At 39.5% G+C, this 16,862-nt stretch carries 12 protein-coding genes and 1 riboswitch; of the genes, 5 read left to right on the forward strand and 7 right to left on the reverse strand.

What is annotated here, in order from left to right:
- Nucleotides 1-63 precede the first annotated feature (63 nt).
- The 3 genes from ACIQAA_RS11870 (at nt 64) to ACIQAA_RS11880 (ending at nt 2,020) form a co-directional block, all read left to right on the forward strand.
- Entirely contained in the window at nt 64-1,323 is a 1,260-nt protein-coding gene (locus tag ACIQAA_RS11870) for a helix-turn-helix domain-containing protein (RefSeq protein WP_402619315.1), read from the forward strand.
- An 11-nt stretch (nt 1,324-1,334) separates the two neighbouring features.
- Nucleotides 1,335-1,487 carry a hypothetical protein gene (locus tag ACIQAA_RS11875; protein ID WP_402619318.1) on the forward strand — a complete coding sequence of 51 codons (153 nt, stop codon included), beginning with the start codon at nt 1,335-1,337 and terminating at the stop codon, nt 1,485-1,487.
- A 122-nt stretch (nt 1,488-1,609) separates the two neighbouring features.
- Nucleotides 1,610-2,020, forward strand: coding sequence for a cytosolic protein (locus tag ACIQAA_RS11880; protein WP_283861974.1), 411 nt, complete (start codon nt 1,610-1,612; stop codon nt 2,018-2,020).
- Between the two features lie 41 nt (nt 2,021-2,061).
- Here ACIQAA_RS11880 and ACIQAA_RS11885 read toward each other — a convergent pair whose 3' ends face one another.
- The 7 genes from ACIQAA_RS11885 to ACIQAA_RS11915 form a co-directional block, all read right to left on the reverse strand.
- Complete coding sequence (locus ACIQAA_RS11885) at nt 2,062-2,625, reverse strand: FAD-dependent oxidoreductase (RefSeq protein ID WP_402619321.1); 564 nt, start codon at nt 2,623-2,625, stop codon at nt 2,062-2,064.
- A gap of 119 nt (nt 2,626-2,744) precedes the next feature.
- A complete protein-coding gene (locus tag ACIQAA_RS11890; RefSeq protein ID WP_402619324.1) occupies nt 2,745-3,947 on the reverse strand; it encodes an MFS transporter in 1,203 nt (400 codons plus the stop codon).
- Nucleotides 3,948-3,960: 13 nt separating this feature from the next.
- Nucleotides 3,961-4,374 (reverse strand): MarR family winged helix-turn-helix transcriptional regulator, encoded by a 414-nt coding sequence (locus ACIQAA_RS11895; RefSeq protein WP_402619327.1) that lies wholly within the window; start codon nt 4,372-4,374, stop codon nt 3,961-3,963.
- Between the two features lie 165 nt (nt 4,375-4,539).
- Nucleotides 4,540-7,989 carry a methionine synthase gene (metH, locus tag ACIQAA_RS11900; protein WP_402619330.1) on the reverse strand — a complete coding sequence of 1,150 codons (3,450 nt, stop codon included), beginning with the start codon at nt 7,987-7,989 and terminating at the stop codon, nt 4,540-4,542.
- Nucleotides 7,970-9,829, reverse strand: a complete 1,860-nt coding sequence (locus ACIQAA_RS11905; RefSeq protein ID WP_402619333.1) for a bifunctional homocysteine S-methyltransferase/methylenetetrahydrofolate reductase — start codon at nt 9,827-9,829, stop codon at nt 7,970-7,972. Before ACIQAA_RS11905 ends, metH begins: the two co-directional genes overlap by 20 nt.
- An 11-nt stretch (nt 9,830-9,840) precedes the next feature.
- On the reverse strand, nt 9,841-11,019 hold the full coding sequence (gene metC, locus ACIQAA_RS11910; RefSeq protein WP_402619336.1) for a cystathionine beta-lyase: 1,179 nt from the start codon (nt 11,017-11,019) through the stop codon (nt 9,841-9,843).
- Entirely contained in the window at nt 11,019-12,134 is a 1,116-nt protein-coding gene (locus ACIQAA_RS11915; RefSeq protein WP_402619338.1) for a methionine biosynthesis PLP-dependent protein, read from the reverse strand. The genes metC and ACIQAA_RS11915 overlap by 1 nt, the downstream gene beginning before the upstream one ends.
- 81 nt (nt 12,135-12,215) lie before the next feature.
- A riboswitch (SAM riboswitch) is annotated at nt 12,216-12,335 on the reverse strand.
- 497 nt (nt 12,336-12,832) lie between these two features.
- On the opposite strand from ACIQAA_RS11915, the gene ACIQAA_RS11920 reads away from it, so the two are divergent.
- On the forward strand, nt 12,833-15,274 hold the full coding sequence (locus ACIQAA_RS11920) for an alpha-mannosidase (RefSeq protein WP_402619549.1): 2,442 nt from the start codon (nt 12,833-12,835) through the stop codon (nt 15,272-15,274).
- Between the two features lie 81 nt (nt 15,275-15,355).
- Complete coding sequence (locus ACIQAA_RS11925; protein WP_402619341.1) at nt 15,356-16,663, forward strand: amylo-alpha-1,6-glucosidase; 1,308 nt, start codon at nt 15,356-15,358, stop codon at nt 16,661-16,663.
- The last annotated feature ends 199 nt before the right edge of the window (nt 16,664-16,862 follow it).

Consider the following 16,862-nt stretch of genomic DNA (forward strand, 5'->3'; position numbering starts at 1 on the left):
TAGTTTATAATTTTTAAAATAGTCTGAACAAATAGATGGAAGAGGTGGCTTGGATGTTATAAAATGATAGGAAAGGAAGAGCTTCTAGAGGGTGGTTTTGCTATGGAATTTGGACCATTAATCAAATATTACAGGACCCAAAAAGGGATAACACAAAAGGAACTTGCTGCTGGAATCTGCTCTATCCCTCACTTAAGTAAAATTGAAAACAACTCAAAAGACGCTAATGAAGAGACTATTTCCTTATTACTTGAAAGGCTGGAAGTCAGTTTTGAAGAAATGGAGGAAAAAGAGGAGTTAATAAAAAGCCTGCTAAAAGATTTTGGTGAGAAAATTAACTTTTACTTACGTGAAGAAATAGAAATAATATTTAATAGGTTAAAAGAAATAGAACATGTAATCCCGTTTTCTGCTCATATGTATTCATATGAATTATATAAATATCGTTATCTATTATTCAAGGGGTTACTTGGAGAAGCAGATGCTCAGCGGGATATTTTATCAAAGCAAAAGAAAAATTTTTCCCAACATGAGAAGTATTTATTTCGCTATTATAATGCTGTATCCTTAATGTATAAGGGTCATTATAAAAAGGCTGATGAAATTTTCGATGAATTATTTATAGAAAATAATAATGAGACAACGAATGGGGAATTCCTTTACCACTGGGCTTTTGTAAAGAGTTCACTTGATCAGCCGGGACATGCCATACACTTTGGCAGGTTAGCGCTGCAAATCTTTATGAATCAGCATAACTTTTATCGAATTCTTCATACATTAATGCTTCTAAGTATTAACTATACCAATTCAAAAATTTATGAAGAAGCGCAGGTTTGTTTTAACCATTTAATTCGAAATGCCGAATTGTTAAAGGAAGAAAGAATACTTCCCCAAATCTATCATAATATGGGTTACCTGCAAGATAAAATGAATAATGTGAAAGAGGCATTAACCTATTACGAAAAAAGCTTATCTTTACAACCAGTAAAAAACCAACACTATGTAGTAACTTTATATGGAATTGGTGAAATTTACTACAATTTAAATCTAATTGAGAATGCTAAGGAATGTTTTCTTCAAGTCAAATCTCTTTCAAAAGAAATTGGTATAAAAAAACAAGGTCTTTTAGCCGAATTTTATTTAATGCATATGGATTCTCCTGATAAAGCAATGAAATATTTAGAAATGAAGGTCATTCCTTATTTAGAAGGATCAAAAGAACACAAGGAAGAAATGGTCCGGTATTACAAGCTGTTATCTGAGTATTATAATCAGCAGGGGAAATATCTTGAGGCAGTAAATTATTTATTAAAAGTTACTTGAGGAGGAAGAAAATGAAAAAGGCTATTATCTTATTATTCTCACTCTCATTACTTGTTTTTGGAACACCCGTAAATGATGCTAACGGTCAAAATACTTCGGTTGATGTGGCAAAGGTTCAAATAAATGAAGCGCAAGCAGATCCTATTTATCCACCAATAGGATAATCGTGAATCAATCTCGACAGCTTTTAGCGGTCGAGATTTTTTTATTTTCTTCCATAACGTTAATGAAAACTATAAATAAGGGGCAAAGTAGTTTATATGTGTTTAACAAGGAGGAAAAGAATATGAAATCATTTGTTGTTGGCTTTCATCAAGAAGACAATGTCGATTCGATGCAGATTCAAAAGCTAAGCCAGGAGGATTTTGAAAAAGCAACGGAAGGGGGCACAAGGCATCTATTTGATTTAGATACTAACATTGGCTTTTTTGTCTTTTTTGACGCAGAGGACGCAGATGGAGATGTGTCCTATATGGTTCTTCAGTATGAGGATCCGACTGGGGAGGATGGAAGTGAAGATCCAGTGGCCTGCTATTCCTTCCAATTGAAGGATTTTTATGAATTTACAGCCCTTTATCTAAATGATCTTGAATTCAATGAAGAGGTAAGTGAAGAGGAAGAAGATTATGGGCCGATACACCATCTAGCCCATCTTCTGTTCCATATTGTTGAAGAAGGAAAAGATTTAGAGGTGTAAAGAGGGTGTCCCAAATCGGGACACCCTTCTTATAAATGAACTTAAGCTTTTAATACATCGTGGTCAACATAGCGCTCACCGTTTAATTCGCTAATCACATTGATTGCGACTCTCGCGCCGTCTCCAGCAGTAACAATGGTATGTACGCTCACACCAGCCACGGTTCCAGCTGCCCAAATGCCATCAACGTTTGTTTTGCCTTGAGCATCTACAACAAGGATAGTTTTTACTCTTGGCTCAGTTCCAGGCTTGGTAGTTAAACCTGCTTTTTCAGCTAGGTCTACAAGGAAACCAGTAGCAACAATTACATGCTTTGCTTCATAGTCACCGTTTTCGGTTTCCACCTTAAAGCCTTCTCCAACTTTGCTAATATTCGTAACAGTAGCCTGGACGATTTCTCCGCCAAATTTACTTACCTGCTGCTTACCAATTTCAACGAGATCAGGTCCAGAGATTTCCATCACGCCATAGTGGTTCTCCACCCAAGCACGTTTTGTAACTGTTTTATCATTATCAAGCACCAATGTTTTCTTTCCTGCTTTAGCAGTCAATAAGGCAGCACTTGCTCCTGCTGGTCCAGCACCAATTACAACAACATCTAACATGTAAAAACCTCCATTCGAAAATAAATATACAAAAAAAGTGTAACCTAATAAATCAGAAAAGTAAAAATCACTGCTCAGAATGTAGAAAAGAACCATCAAGTAATGATGGTTCTAGTTAATTATTGCTCTTTTACTTTTAAATATTGCTGGCGTTTTATTTCTCGTTTTCGAACTTGCATGAAATAGTAAAGTACGGCTCCAACAAGAATATAGAAAGAACATAAAAAGTACAAGGAGCTGAAGTCCATTTTTGCTGCGATTAATCCTACCAAGAATGAGCCTAATGCAATACCAATATCATAGATTGATAGAAATGTAGCGGTAGCTAGACCACGTTTTCTAGGAGCGGCGTTTTGAATGGCAATCGTTTGAAAGGTGGGAAAAAGAGTACCCCAGCCTAATCCAATCATCCCGGCTGAAACAAGGAAAGTAACTGCTCCTCCACTTTGACTTAAGACAAACATTCCAATTGCAAACAAGATGATCGAAGGGAACACAATCACATTAGGACCATATTGATCCAGCCATTTGCCTGTAAATGGTCTAGACATTAATAAAATAATTGCGTACACAACAAAGAAAAGACTTGAAACTTCGGAAACATGGATTTCATTCGCATAAACGGATACGAAAGAAAGCAGGGCAGAATATACAATGGCTAAAAAACCACCGACAATCGCAATGGATACTGCTGAAGGTTCAATAAAGTTTTTCAATGAGAAAGCCGGAAGAATAACCTGCTTTTTAGTTTCCTTAGGCATTGATAACTTGACTGTGAGCCCAGTAATAAGCGCCCCGATGGCTACAATTACCGTTAGGATGAACATTGTTTTTGCTCCCCACTGTTGGATCGCAGTCAAGCCTACAAACGGTCCTAAAACCATTGCCATGTTTGTCGACATTACGAAGTATCCCATTCCTTCTCCTCTACGGGAGCTGGGAATAAGGTCGGCAACAATGGCTCCTACTGCAGTTGTGGCCATTCCAAACCCAATTCCGTGTAACAAACGAATAACAAGAAATCCTGTTACCGATTTTGGGAAAAAATATAAAAGGGAAGCTGCTGCGAAAATAAAAAGTGCCGTTAATAGAACTTGTTTATTGCTCCCTCGCTCGAGCCATTGGCCAGCGAGTGGACGAGATATGATGGCTGATAGCAAGAATACAGTTGTCATTAACCCGGCCTGTGAAGCATTACTGTCAAATTCCTGTAATGCGTATATAGGCAGCGTTACGAGTAAGATATAAAAAGTTAAAAATAGGAAAAAGTTACTTAAGGAAATATTAATAAAATCCTTCGTCCATAATTTAGGTTTGTTCATGTTTTGCACTCCTTTACAAAAGCTGTTTTAACCAAACACTTTGCAGTTTTAATAATTCTTGTTGTGAGGTTTCTGGGAATTTCTTTAATAAGTCGTTATTGCACTCCGAAACAGCGTGTTCCCATTTAGGGAACTCTTTCACGGCTTCCTCCGTTAATTGAATGTACTTCTCCCGTTTGTCTTTTCCTGGAATTTGTCTTACAAACCCTTGTTTAACTAGCCGTTGAATGGTACGGGTCATTGGAGGAGCTTCGACGAACAGATACTCAGAGAGTTCTTTTTGAGTTAGTGAGCCTTTGGTATGTAAAACAAAGAGGACAGACCACTGGGCACTATATAATCCATATGGTTTTAGAGCTTCATTAAGACTATTGGTCAATTGTCGGGAAAGTTGATGCAGCGTATGAAATAATGCGTGGTTGGTCAAAAGCGTTCACTCCAAAATTAATATTTGCACATTAGTTACCTGGGTAATTAAAATATTTACCTAGGTAACTATATCGGTTTTGGAGTGAAATGTCAAGGAAGCAATGGGGACGGTTCTCTTGGTCTAAACTAAAACCAAGAGAACCGTCCCCATGGACATGGACATTTATCTTAATACATTAAAGTATCTTGCTTCAGGATGGGCAAATACCATGGCTGATACGGAAGCTTCAGGCTCCATCATACAGCCTTCTGTTAATTCAATTCCAATTTCCTCAGGATGAATCAAAGCAAATAGTTTCTTCTGATCCTCTAAATCAGGACATGCCGGATATCCAAAAGAGAAGCGCTGACCCTGATACTTCGCTGTAAAACGATCCTGCATTGTAAACGATAGCGGATCCGGGAATCCCCAGCGATCGCGCATTTGGCGATGGATTAATTCTGCAAAACCTTCCGCGGTTTCGAGTGCTAAGGCTTGCAGGGCATGACTCTCAAGAAAACGGCCTTCTCCCTTTAACTGGTCCGCTTTTTCACGGATTCCTCTGCCAGCTGTTACCGTAAAGAAACCAACATAATCTTTCTCTCCACTGTCAACAGACTTAACAAAATCAGCCAAGCATAAATGCGGTGCCGATTCCTGGCGTGGGAAATCAAACGTTTCAATGATCGTATTAGGCTCTTCTGGGTCATAAATAAAAATTTTATTTCCATCCGACTGGGCAGGGAAGAACTGATAAACCGCAGCTGGTAAAATCCAGTTGCCTGCCTTAGCGTCTGCTAATAACCCATCTACGACTTCTTTTACCTTTACCGCTTTTTCATTTTTTTCAGCAAGGAGATTTGCAATTTTCCCTTTCACTCCTAAGTGGTGTCCGATTAACATTTGCATATTGATATAAGGCTCAATATGGGATAGAGAGTAGGATTTTAAGATATGTTTCTTCGTATCCATCGGTGTGAAAACTGGGACTTCGGTTGAAACAGATGGTCTGGTTTTAACTGCTGTGGAGACCGCAGAACGACTTGGCAGTTCCCGAGGCACTTCTAAAGCAGCGAGTTTTTCATTTTTTTCAGCAATTAGTTTTTCATGCTCTTCTGGAGATTGAAGCTGATTCGCTAATGATAATCCCGTCATAGCGTCCTTTGCATAAAGAACGAGTCCATCATATTCTTTGGCAATTTTTGTATCGGTGAACTTCCTAGAAAGTGCAGCGCCGCCTACAAGTATAGGCGTTGAAATTCCTGCTTCTTTCATATCCTGTGCAGTTAATACCATTTGCTGTGCAGACTTGACCAGCAAGCCGGATAAACCAACAATGTCCGGTTTTTCTTTTTGAATCGCTTGAACCAATTCAGTTGGTGATACCTTGATTCCTAAATCCCGGACATCATAACCGTTATTGCTAAGAATAATGTCAACCAGGTTTTTCCCAATATCATGAACATCACCTTTTACAGTTGCCAGGATGACCTTACCTTTGGAGGCAGAAACATCTCCTTTTTCCATATAGGGTTCTAGATAAGAGACGGCAGCTTTCATTACTTCAGCACTCTGGAGAACCTCGGCAACAATTAGCTGATTGTCATTAAATAGTCTTCCAACCTCTTTCATGCCTTCCATTAATGGCCCATTGATAATATCGAGTGGAGCAGGATAATTTTCAAGTGCTAAAGCCAAATCAGGCACTAAACCTTCCTTTGTACCCTCTATCACATAGTAAGAGAGGCGTTCTTCTAAACTCATGTTTGGCACTGTACTTTTTGACTCTTTCTTTTTACCTCGATAAAATTCAGTAAAAGTGGCTAACGTTTCATCTGTTGTATTAAAAAGAAGGTCCTCTGCTAATTGAACTTCTTCCTTGGAAATGGATGCGAATCGTTCTAGTTTTTCAGTGTTAACAATCGCATAATCAAGTCCAGCTAAAGTACAGTGGTATAAAAACACAGAGTTTAAGATTTCTCTGCCGACAGGCGGAAGACCGAAAGAGACATTGCTTATACCAAGAATGGTTTGTGTCTTAGGAAGATGTTCTTTAATTAACTTAATACCTTCCACCGTTGCTTTTGCAGACCCAATATATTGTTCATCACCAGTCCCTACTGGGAAAACAAGCGGGTCAAAAATTAGATCCTGCGGCTTCAATCCATATTTATTGACGAGAATGTCATGAGATCGTTTGGCAATCTCCAATTTCTTTTCAGCTGTAACACCCATACCTTTTTCATCAATTGTACCGACAACGACAGCTGCACCGTACTTATGAATAAGGGGAACGACCGCCTCAAATCTTTCTTCGCCATCCTCAAGATTAATCGAGTTAATGATGGCTTTTCCTTGAGAATATTTAAGTGCTTTTTCGATTACTTTTTCATCTGTGGAATCAATAACAAGCGGAACTTTTATTTTCTTAACTACCTCTGGAATGAAATTCTCCATGTCGCTAAGCTCATCACGGTCAGGATCTGCAAGACAAATATCAATAACATGTGCGCCGCCTTTAACTTGTGCCCGTGCAATCTCTGCTGCTTCTTCAATCTTACCTTCGTTAATGAGACGTTTGAATTTACGGGAGCCAATCACGTTCGTACGTTCTCCAACCATGATTGGACGCAGTGTCGGGTCATCGTAAACAAAGGGTTCAATCCCTGATACCATATGGAAATCAGAATGTTGTGCTTCCCGCGGTGAATATTTTTTCATTTCTTCTGAAATCGCACGGATATGATTTGGTGTCGTTCCACAGCAGCCGCCGACAATATTTAACCAGCCATGGGCTGCAAAATCAGCAAGCTTTTTCGCTAACGTTTCTGGTGTTTCATGATAATGACCTTCTTCATCAGGCAGCCCAGCATTTGGATAACAAATAATCGGCGTTGATGAAAGATTGGAAAGGGAACGGATATGCTCCTGCATAAATTCCGGACCAGTCGCACAATTTAGTCCCACTGCAACAGGATTCATATGCTCTAAAGAAATGTAAAAGGATTCAATCGACTGTCCAGCAAGGGTTGTGCCCATCGGTTCAATGGTTCCTGATACAATTAATGGAAGAACTTTTCCAGTTTTACTAAAAGCATTTTTTATCCCAATAAAACCAGCCTTTACATTCAGCATATCCTGACTAGTTTCAAGAAGCAGAAGGTCGACACCACCGTCAATCAGTCCGATTGCTTGTTCTTCATAGGATGCGGCGAGTGCTTCAAAAGTTGTCCCGCCCGTAACGCTTAACGTCTTGGTGGTTGGTCCCATTGACCCTGCCACATACCGAGGCCATTCAGCCGTAGAAATTTTATCTGCTTCTTTTTTGGCAATTTGTGCGGCAATTTTATTTAATTCATACGCCCTAAAGCCAAGATTGTATTCATCGAGAACGATGCTTGTGGCCCCAAAGGTATTGGTTTCAATGATATCCGCACCAGCCTCCAAGTACTCACGGTGAATTTTCGCGATCACTTTAGGAGCCGTAAGATTCAGATATTCGTTACAGCCATCATATTGCTCGCCGCCAAAGTCTTCTGCTGTTAAGTTTTCCTGCTGGAGCATGGTGCCCATGGCACCATCCATCACAAGGATTCGTTTGTGTAGTTGTTCATTAAATGGAGCTTTCGACATAGCTGTTCCCCCTAATTTGACTAGCACGCTGTCTGGCATATATGGCTAATTCTGTTGTTAGTTCGTAGCGTAAAAATGGTGTGATTAAATATATTCCATTGAATAAATCCAGTGCTGTGTCAATTAAAGATTTTGTTATTTCAATTCCTTCACGTGCAGCTTGTAATGGTTGATCATTCAATGCTGCCATTCTGTCTCGAATCGGTTGAGCAATTTTAATCCCTGGCACCTCATTATGAAGGAATTCCGCATTCCTGCTTCCCGTTAAAGGCATTAATCCGATGTAAATAGGTGCATTTAGGTGTTTGGTATGTTCATAGACTTCGATTAATTTTTCCTCAGAGAAAACAGGCTGTGAAATGAAATAATCAGCACCGTATTCAATTTTTTTCTCAAGACGCTTCACGGCTTTTTCTACTGAACGGACATTTGGATTAAAGGCACCTGCAATACTAAAAGCAGTTTTTTGACCAAGGTCTTTCCCTGAGAATGACAAGCCTTCATTCAACTGTTTAATCATTTGAATTAACTCAAATGAGGATACATCATAAACAGAGGAGGCACCAGGAAAGTCCCCGACCCGGGCAGGGTCACCGGTGATAGCGAGTACATCATGCATTCCAAGCGTATGAAGCCCCATTAGGTGAGATTGCAAACCAATAATATTGCGGTCTCTGCAGGCAATATGGATCAGCGGCCGCATTCCTAATTGTTGTTTAACAAGATAACCTAAAGATTCATTGGAAATCCTTACCTGAGCTAACGAGTTATCTGCCATCGTAATCGCATCGATGCCTGCTTCCTTCAACGCCCTTGCACCTTCAAAAAATTTGCTTGTATCAAGCTTTCTCGGAGTATCTAATTCTACGATAACCGACGGACGTTCCTTCACGATTTGCTCAAGAGGCTGGAGATCCCTTTTAGCTGCACTGTGTTCAATGACGATTTTCTTTGATGCTAATTTAACTACTTTTTCGGTGACAGGCACGCTGTTTTTTAGTTCTGCTGCAAATGCCTGGATATGGGCTGGAGTTGTTCCACAGCAGCCGCCAAGTAAATGAACTCCCTCCTGACGGAAGCTTTGGGCAGATTTTTTAAAATAATCAGCATCCCCCTCATAATGGAATTTACCGTCTGTATAAGCCGGCAGACTCGCATTTGGGTAGGCCGAAAGGTAAGCGTGTTTAGGCAGTTCAATCTGCTCTAGTGTTTTTAACATATGATGGGGTCCAAGCCGGCAATTCAAGCCAATTACATCAGCACCGAGGTTTTCAAGAGTGGCAAAGGCGTCATTAATCGGTGTCTGGTCTTGTAAAATACCTGGCTCATGAAGAGAGACTTGGGCAATGATCGGCAGCTTAGTTTCCTTTCGAGCAATCGTAAGGACCGTTTCTAGTTCCTCAAAATCATAAAAGGTTTCTAATAAAATGCCGTCAACACCTTCTAGTAATAAACAGTACAGCTGTTCACGGAAACTGCGCTTTAATTCTTCTATTGATAAAGTACTAGGCTTAATCCCGCGGTTACCGCCGATTGTTCCCAGCACATAAGCATTTTCTTGTGCTGCTAATTTTGCATTCTGGACGGCGGCACTATTGATCGCTTTAACGGAGTCCTCGAGACCGTATCGCTGCAATTTTAGATAATTCGCAGCATAGGTGTTGGTTTGAATGACATCCGCACCTGCTGTAATATATGCTTTATGAATCTCTTGAATTTTTTCCGGATGAGAAAGGTTCAACTCTTCCAAGCAGCTATCTTTGCCGAATGAATAAAGAAGGGTGCCCATGGCACCATCACCTATTAAAATTTGTCTTTTTAATTTATCTAAAAAGGTCATGATCATTCTCCTTACTGCGAGACCAATAGTTTTTCTTTCACCTGTTGTAGCGCCTGAGAGAAGTCTTTAATCAGATCGTCTGGGTTCTCTAAGCCAACGGATAAACGGATGAGGCTGTTTTTAATTCCTCGTATTTCTCTTTCCTCTTGCGGCATAGCTGCATGAGACATTTTCGCAGGGTAGGAGAGTATCGATTCAACTGCACCAAGACTAACGGCAAAAACAGGTATTTTAACATTGGACAGAAAGACTTGAAGAGCTTGTTCATCCTTGAATTCAAACGACAAAACTGCACCTGGTCCAGCCGCCTGACTTTTTTGAAGCTCGTGCTGTGGATGATTTTTCAGCCCTGGATAATAAACCTTTTCAATTAACGGATGAGCCTCTAAAAATTCTGCTATTTTAATAGCTGATTTTTGTGACTGCTCGAGTCTGACATGCAGGGTTTTTATCCCCCTAAGCACTAGCCATGCATCCTGCGGCCCAAGTACAGCACCAAAGGAATTTTGTAAAGAATACAATCTCTTACCTAATTCTTCATCCTTTACAACAGCTAGACCGGCAACGACATCGCTATGTCCTGATAAAAACTTAGTAGCACTATGGAGAACAACATCTGCTCCGAGCTCTAAAGGTCTCTGGTACTCAGGAGTTAAAAAAGTGTTATCTACATACGTAATGGCGTTGATCTCTTTAGCCAAAACGCAAATAGCTTCAATATCTGTAACCTTTAATAGTGGATTTGAAGGTGTTTCTACATAGAATGCTTTCGTGTTAGGCTTAATTGCCTCTTTTACTTGATTTAGGTCTGTCATATCTACAAATGTATGTTCAATCCCGAACCGAGTCAGTACCTGAGTGACCATGCGATAGGTACCGCCATATACATCTTCGGTAATAACGATATGGTCACCAGATGAAAGAAGTAGGAAAGCTGTTGAAATAGCAGCCATTCCCGACGAAAAAGCAAAACCCCTTGTCCCGCCTTCTAATTCCGCAATTACATCTTCGAGCGCTTCTCTTGTGGGGTTTCCACTTCTAGCGTAATCGTATTTTCCGTAACTTTCTATATCAAATTGATGGAAGGTTGATGCATGTTGGATCGGTACACTAACTGCTCCAGTGTTTGGATCTACTTTATGCTGATTATGAAGGAGCTTGGTTTCAAAACTATAATTTTCTGAACTCATTATCCAATCACTCCTTCTTTTAATTTCGCTAATGCCTGTTCAAGGTCTTCAATAATGTCTGTTGGGTCTTCAAGTCCTACAGAGAATCTTAATAGTCTGTTACATACACCTGACTGAATTCGAATTTCTTCTGGAATGTCAGCGTGGGTTTGTGTCGCTGGATAAGTAATAAAGCTTTCTGTTCCGCCAAGGCTTTCAGCAAATGAAATGAGAGAAAGACTTTGAAGGAATGGATTCACCCAAGCTTCATCTTGTAAGCGGAAGGAAACCATTCCTCCATTTCCTGGATACAGGACATCTGTTATACCGTCATGGTTAGAAAGGTATTCAACAATGGCCTTCGCATTGCTTTCATGTCTTTGCATTCTTAGTGATAAAGTTTTCATTCCACGCATTACTAACCAGGAATCAAAAGGACTTAGGACTCCACCGGCTCCATTATGATGAAAAGCCAATGCCTCACAAATTTCTTTACCTTTGGCAACGACCAGACCAGCTAGGACATCATTATGGCCGCCTAAGTATTTCGTCGCACTATGAATGACAATATCCGCACCCAGCAGGATTGGCTGTTGAAGAAGCGGTGTATAGAACGTATTATCAACAATCAGAATAATTCCGTGCCTTTTCGCAATTTTTGACACAGCTGCTATATCTGACTGCTGCATAAGCGGATTGGTCGGAGTCTCAAGAAAAATCGCCTTGGTTTGAGGGGTAATCCTTCTTTCAATCTCTTCAGGACTACACGTATTAACATATTGAGTCTTCAAGCCCCATTTTTTAAATCCCTTTTCTAGTAAACGATACGTTCCTCCGTACAAGTCCTCACTAACAATCCATTCGTCCCCAGACTCGAAAAGAGAAAGGATTGTAAAAATCGCTGCCATCCCCGAACTGCAAGCGAACCCCTGATCTGCGCCTTCAAGATCGGCAATCGCCTTTTCAAGGAGCTGACGGGTAGGATTACCTGTCCGTGAGTAATCAAATCCCGTTGATTGCCCGATTCCCTCGTGACGGTAAGCTGTTGAAAAATAAACAGGAGGATTGACGGTGCCTGTCACCGTATCACTTCTATTACCAATTTGAGCTAACTTTGTATCAATCTTATAAACCATGATCCGTATCCTCCTTTATATAAACAAAAAAAGTCTTCTATAAGAAGAAGACTTTTGGATGCACATTCGCATAGGTCATTCTTCTTATCTCACAAGTTACCTAATAACTTGATGGACTTAGCACCTTTTCAATGATAAAAAATGTCATTGAAGGTTGCTGAGACTTCATAGGGCCATTCCCTCAGCCTCTCTTGATAAGAAAGTATAATATTTAGACTTTTTATAAAATTTACTACACTAAAGCAGAAGTGTCAATTAATATTTAAAGGAAATCTATTTATACAAGAAAACTTTTAAATTATTTTTACGAATCGATGGTTGCTAGCAAGACATTTGTAACATCAGTGTGATGCTGAGTTTTTAGAGCAGTAATAATAAAATATTAATTGATATTCTTGCCTTACCTAACCTTTTAAAAATAATCTCTCCGTCTTTTAAGTACTTAACGACGAATGCAGCCGCACCAAGGAAGATATATCTTTTATCATAAACTTAGTTTAATGGATACACAAAGTTAAAGTAGAATGTTATAATGAATCAAAAAAATAAGGTAAGTCTATTTTTTTTTTGTTTGTGAAGGCGGTTTCAAACTCGTTTGGCAACGATCTTTTTTGCATTCTAATTAAGAGGAGTGATTATTTATATTTTACCATTGAGAAGATGGAAATTAGAATTGGAGGAAAATACCTGTGAAAAACATGTTTATGATCGGAAATGCACATCTCGACCCCGTATGGCTTTGGCGCTGGCAGGAAGGTTTTCAAGAAGTGAAGGCGACATTTCGTTCAGCACTCGATCGTCTAACAGAATATGAGAATTTTATTTTTACTTCAAGTTCTGCTGCGTATTATGAATGGATAGAAAAAAACGATTCAAAAATGTTTCAAGAAATCAATCAAAGAATTCAAGAAGGCAGATGGATTATTTGTGGCGGCTGGTGGATTCAGCCGGATTGTAATATTCCAAGTGGTGAATCATTTGTCCGACAAGGGCTGATCGGCCAGAACTATTTTAAAGAAAAGTTTGGGGTCACCGCCACTGTTGGTTACAATGTTGACAGCTTTGGTCATAATGGAATGCTGCCACAAATTTTAAAGAAATCCGGCATGGATTCTTATGTATTTATGAGACCTGGTCCAGAGGAAAAAGGGCTGCCGGGCAGGTTGTTTTTATGGGAATCCAAAGATGGTTCTCGGGTAAAAGCGTTTCGCATTCCCTTTGAATATTGCACCTTTGACCATCTAGAAAATCACATCATGCATTGTAAAAATGAACTTAAGCATTCTTTCAATCATCTAATGTGCTTCTATGGTGTTGGTAATCATGGCGGCGGGCCGACAAAGGAAAATATCGAGATTATTGAAAAATTAAACCAATCGATGGAAGATACCAATCTTATGTTTAGTTCACCGAATGAATTTTTTGACCATGTAGAGAGTTTTAAGGATACTCTTCCGGTTGTCCATGACGATCTGCACCATCATGCGATTGGTTGTTATTCTGTTCATTCCGAAGTAAAAAAGCTAAATCGATATTCTGAAAATCTCACTTTAATGGCTGAGAAGTTCTCCTCGGTTGCCAACTGGACGACAGATCAACCGTATCCAGAAGACATGAATCAGGCTTGGAAGGGAATCTTATTTAACCAGTTCCACGATATTTTAGCGGGGACAAGCATTTCAGAAGCATATGATGATGCTAGAGATTTATTTGGCGAGTCGATCAGTATTGCAACACGAAATATGAATTACGCCCTCCAATCGTTAAGTTGGAATATTGATATCGAAGAAGAAAAAGACATGAAGCCAATGGTCATCTTTAATCCTCATTCATGGCCGGTAAAGGTAAATGTTGAAATTGAGTATGGGCTTTTTGTGAATTATTTATTGCCACAAGAATTTATTATTGAAGATATTAATGGAAATGAAGTGCCTTACCAAATCATTGATTCTGTTGCGAAAGTACCGAATCGAAAAAGAGTTGCCTTTGTGGCTGAACTTCCACCATTAGGATATAGCACGTATAAACTTCGTGCGGTTAAGCCGACAAAAGAGTTTGAATCTGTAAAAGTAACCGATCACGAAATGGAAAACGACCGCTTCAAGCTAGTAATTGATAAAGAAACTGGTGGAATCAGCAGTTTATTCGACAAAGAGAAGGAAATCGAAGTGTTCAAGAGTAATGCGGCTATCCCTTATGTCATGAATGATTCTTCCGATTCATGGGGACATGGGAAACTTCGCTTTGATGAAATCGCCGGAGTCTTCAAGCCAATCCGGATTAAAAAGCTGGAAGAAGGTCCAGTAAAAGGGGTTATTCGGGTTACGTCTAAGTTTCAATCATCCACGATTGTCCAGGATTTTATCATGTACAAACAGTTAAATAAGATTGAAGTGAAAGTGAAAGTAAATTGGCAAGAAAGTTACCAAACGTTAAAACTCAAGTTTCCAGTAAGCTTTAATCAACGGCATGCAACTTCTGAGATTCCATTTGGGCATGCTTCGCGCGAGGCAAACGGAGATGAAAAGCCAATGCAAAATTGGATTGATGTAACAGGCACGATTAGCAAACAAAGGAAAGATATATATGGTTTAAGTCTTCTTAATGACGGCAAATATGGTGTCGATGTAAGTGGAAATAGTATCAATTTAACGGTTCTAAGAAGCCCGATTTATGCCCATCATGCTCCATTCGTACCAGATCCGGACGAGGATTATCCGATTATTGATCAAGGGATTCAAACTTTTACCTATCAATTGCTGCCACATGAAAATAGCTGGCAAGAAGCCGAAACGGTTAAGCATGCATTAGAACTGAATCAAAAGCCGCAGATCATTGTGGAAACCTATCATAAAGGTTCTTTAGCTCAAGAAGATTCATTTATTGAGATTGACCAGCCCAATATTATTCTTTCTGCTTTAAAAAAGGCTGAAAATCATGATGATTTGATTATTCGTCTTTATGAAGCCCATAACCAAGAAACAGTAGTCAACGTGGATTTGAAGAATTGGGGTAGGAAGATTGAACTGCAATTTGGACCATCTGAAATTAAAACGTTATCCATCCCGAAAAATCCCGAGGAGCCAATCAAGGAAACGAACTTAATCGAAGATGTTGAGAAATCCTTGGTGACTGTATGAAGAACGAATCTCTGTTAGATTAATAGATTTAAAAGCAAGGAAATGAAATATGTAACTAAAGTCCAGTTGGGAGAGACTGATATGGTAGAAAATATAGTAGAATTAGGCAGAGAAAAAGCTGAAAAAATACTACTGAAAAATGGCGGGGAGCTCGGACTGCTCGGCTCAAGTACAGCCTATCAACAGGTTTGGGCAAGGGATAGTATGATTTGTGGACTAGGTCTTCTTGTATGTCAGGATGATATGGGTCCAAGCATTCATCGCAGTTCATTGGAAACTTTGGGACGATTTCAAAGTGAATTAGGGAAAATCCCTCATAATGTTGGTTTTCCAAATGTAGCAGATCCTGCGTTAATCGCCCATGGCGGGAAGCTCGATGATGAGAGTGTCAAAGGACAAGCTGTTGAGGATTCGATTCATGCAGGCTGTGTGGATGGTAACCTTTGGTATATTATTGGCCATTACTCATACTATATGGAAACGAATGACAAGGAATTTTTACAAAAATGGTGGGGGAATTTAGAAAAAGCATTGCTTTGGTTACGCTACCAAGATTCAAATGAATGTGGCTTACTAGAAGTCCACGAAGCGATGGACTGGGCGGATTTATTTGCAAACCGATACAATGTCCTTTTCGATAATGTTTTATATGCTGCAGCATGGAAGTGTATGGGCCATATGGCAGACGCATTAAACCTGCCTTCCAGTTATTTTTATGAAAATGCAAGAGATGTTAAAAAGAAGATTAATATTCTATTGTGGATTACACCAGAAAATCAGGAAAAAATGGACTGGGTTAAAAAGGAGCGAAAAGAATGGCTTTATCCCATTAAGCGGGTGGAAACAGAACTTGTGGAAAGACCATTTTATCTTCCATATATGGGATTTCGTGATTATGCAGACCGGTTTGATACGCTTGGCAATCTATTAGCAATCGTTTTTGGGGTCGCGGATGAAGAAAAAGCTAATAAAATCCTCGATTATATCCAGGGTTGTGGGATTAATGAACCGTTTCCGGTACAAGCCTTATATCCTGCTATTCGCGAAGGTGAAAAAGATTGGCGCGACTATTATCGAGTTCGCAATCTTAATTTGCCGCATCATTATCATAATGGTGGCTCATGGCCTTTCATTGGCGGTTTCTATGTCGCTGCGCTCATTCAAGCGAAAAGATTTGAGGAGGCGGAGTATCAATTAGGAAAACTGGCAAACATGAATAAAACAGGTAAGAAAGCAGAATGGGAATTTAATGAATGGTTTCATGGTCAATCAGGGCGTCCGATGGGATTTGCAGGCCAATCGTGGTCAGCTGCGATGTATTTGTTTGCGGAGAATGCGGTAAAAAATCAAAAGGTAAACATTTTTAATCAAGAGGATGATTGGAAGTAATTTCGACAATAGTCGAACCTTATCACAAATATTTTAATAGAAAGTCGAATAATTGTTTGACAGAAGTATAAAGATACCATAAAATTTAAATATACAAATAATTCTTACACTTAATTGGGAACGTTCCCGAATTTCTTAGTAGGGTACGTGCAGTATCCTACTGGGTTACCATATTAACGATATCATTGCGGTTGTAAAA

This window comes from Neobacillus sp. NPDC093182, from assembly GCF_044754045.1.